The organism is Saccharopolyspora sp., assembly GCF_017434145.1.
GTDB lineage: Bacteria > Actinomycetota > Actinomycetes > Mycobacteriales > Pseudonocardiaceae > Saccharopolyspora_C > Saccharopolyspora_C galaxeae.
The window spans coordinates 1-2,589 of sequence record NZ_JAFRFW010000916.1 but is presented as its reverse complement, the minus strand read 5'-3'; the positions used below and the strand labels follow the sequence as shown (position 1 = coordinate 2,589).

Below are 2,589 nucleotides of genomic sequence, written 5' to 3'. Positions count from 1 at the left end.
CTCGCGGCCGCCGCGCTCGCGTTCGCCGGAGCTCCCGCGAGCGCCGCACCCGACCAGACCCTCGCACCGCTGACCACGCACCCGGAAGACCAGGTGATCTCGGCGGACGGAACCGCCGACTCCTACATCGTCAACCTCGAAGACGGCCAGGACGCCGCGGCCGTCGCCGGGGAGCTCGGCGTGCGCGCCGAACACCTCTACACGCACAGCCTGAACGGCTTCTCGGCCACGCTCAGCCCGCAGCAGCTGCAGCGCGTGCGCGAGAGCAACGACGTCGAAGGCGTCTCGCAGAACTTCCACGCCCAGGTGCAAAGCCCCGCCCCGGCCGCTGCGGGCTCGTGGGGCCTGGACCGGATCGACCAGCCGAACCTGCCGCTGGACGGCCAGTACGACACCAACGGCACCGGTGCGGGCGTGACCGCCTACATCATCGACACCGGGATCGCCCAGGATCACCCGGACTTCCAGGGCCGCGCATCAGTCGGCCACGACGCCACCGGCGGCGACGGCACCGACGGCAACGGCCACGGCACGCACGTCGCGGGCACCATCGGCTCCGCCACCTACGGGGTCGCCAAACAGGCCGAGCTGGTCGGGGTGAAGGTGCTCGACGACAACGGCAGCGGCACCACCGCCGACATCGTCGCGGGCATGGACTGGGTGGCGCAGAACGCCGACGGCCCTTCGGTGGCGAACATGTCGCTGGGCGGTGCGAAGGATCCGGCGCTGGACGAGGCGGCCACCGGGCTGGTCGATTCCGGCGTGTTCCTCGCGGTGGCGGCGGGCAACGAGTCGCAGGACGCGGAGAACACCTCGCCGGCCAGCGCGGAGGGCGTCTACACCACGGCGGCTTCGGATCGCGACGACTCCTCCGCGGAGTTCACGAACTTCGGCGCCACGGTCGAGGGCTACGCGCCCGGTGTGGACATCCTCTCGCTCGCGCCCGGCGGCGGAACGGCGACGCTCAGCGGCACGTCGATGGCCAGCCCGCACGTGGCCGGTGTCGGCGCGCTTTTCCTGGAGGCCGATCCGGACGCCGCTCCGGCGGACGTGATCTCGGGCTTGCAGGGCACCGCCGCGGCAGGCGTCATCAACGGGGCGCCGGGGGGTACGACCCCGGATCTGCTGCAAACCGGAGAACTGTGAATGTGAATCGTCACCTCGGCGGGCCGTTCCTCGTTGCTGAGGAAAGGCCCGCCGTGCCGTTCCCGGCGGAACCGGTGCGCCGCGCGCTGAAGCGGTGCCGGAAATGTGCCTGCGCTGCTGCATTCGGGGGATGAATTCCCGCCGCCGAACGGGGTTAGCCGAAGGTCGAACGTCGTCATCCCGCAAAAGTGGGTTCCCAGCCGGGTCTCCCGGTGCATACGTTCCCTCCCAGGAGGGGACCGGCTCGATGCTCGCAGCAACACTGGTCCAGACCGGAGTTGTCCGGGCGCGTCATGGAAGGTTGTGCCGTGTTGTCCGGATTCACCGAGGCGCCTGAACGCACGCCGGATCGGGCGGCCCCGCGGGTCGCCGAACAGGCCGTGCAAGCCCAGGCCGAGGCGCGCGAAGCGGTGGCCTCGGTCGCCCGGGTCGCCAAGGCGCGGTCCGGAGCGGGCGGAGTCCTGCAGGTCGTGCACGGTGCGCGCCGCGTCGGATGGGCCGCCTACGAGTTGCAGCGCAGCGCGACAGAGCTGGTGCAGGGCGTGGCGAAACCGCCCTACGCCGCGACCGGAGCGCTGGATTCGCTGGAGTCCCGCAAGCTCGCCGAAGGCGTCGAGTACCAGGTGCTCTACGACCGGGCGGCGCTGGCGCGCCCGCCGCAGCTGGAGCTGACGGCCAAGCTGGTCTCGCTGGGCGAGCAGGCGCGGGTCGTGCACGTCGCTCCCGCGAAGATGATCCTGGTCGACAACGAGGTGGCGCTGCTGCCGCTGACCACCACCGAGCAGACCGTGGACAGCGCGGTGGTGATCCGGCACTCGGCGTTGCTGGTCGCGGTGATGCGGATCTTCGAGGACCTGTGGCGGTTCGCCGCGCCGTTCGCCTCCGGCGAGCGGGTGATCAGCGGCGACGAGCAGCCTTCCGAGGAAGAGCGCTGGATCCTGTCGCTGCTGGCCTCCGGTGCCACCGATGACACGATCGGACGGCTGATGGGCTTCAGCGCGCGCACCGCGCACCGGCGGGTGCGGGAGCTGGTCGCGCGGTTAGGGGTGGAGACGCGCTTCCAGGCCGGGATGCAGGCGGTCAAGCTCGGCTGGTTGTGATCTTCGGGCGGCCCGGACCGTGCGCTGCGGTGCTGCTCGTAAGCTTGCGCCATGCCTCCGCGTCGACGGGTCGATCCGCACGAGATGCGCGCCGCCGTGGCCGCCGTAGCGCCGTGGCTGGCGGACCCCTGGACCGAAGACGCGGCGCAGCGCCCGTCCCGCGCGGAAACCGCGTCCGCGGTGAAGCTGAGCCTGCGCACCCTGGAAGCCGTCGCGCCCGGCCGCACCGTCGAGGTCCGCGTACCGCCGTTCGCGGCCGTGCAGTGCGTCGCCGGACCGGAGCACACCCGCGGCACCCCGCCGAACGTGATCGAGACGGACGCGCGCACCTGGCTGCTGCTGG

The 2,589-nt window shown here is 71.8% G+C and carries 3 protein-coding genes; all 3 read left to right on the top strand.

Annotated elements, in window-relative coordinates; genetic code table 11:
* A partial coding sequence (locus IJH84_RS24780; protein WP_295149670.1) for a S8 family peptidase occupies positions 1-1,146 on the top strand: 1,146 nt, incomplete at its 5' end.
* A gap of 308 nt (positions 1,147-1,454) precedes the next feature.
* The gene (locus tag IJH84_RS24775) at positions 1,455-2,246 is read left to right on the top strand and encodes a DNA-binding response regulator (RefSeq protein ID WP_295149668.1); all 792 of its coding nucleotides are present in this window, start codon (positions 1,455-1,457) and stop codon (positions 2,244-2,246) included.
* A 51-nt stretch (positions 2,247-2,297) separates the two neighbouring features.
* Positions 2,298-2,589: sterol carrier family protein (locus IJH84_RS24770; RefSeq protein ID WP_295149666.1), on the top strand; the 292-nt coding region annotated here is incomplete at its 3' end.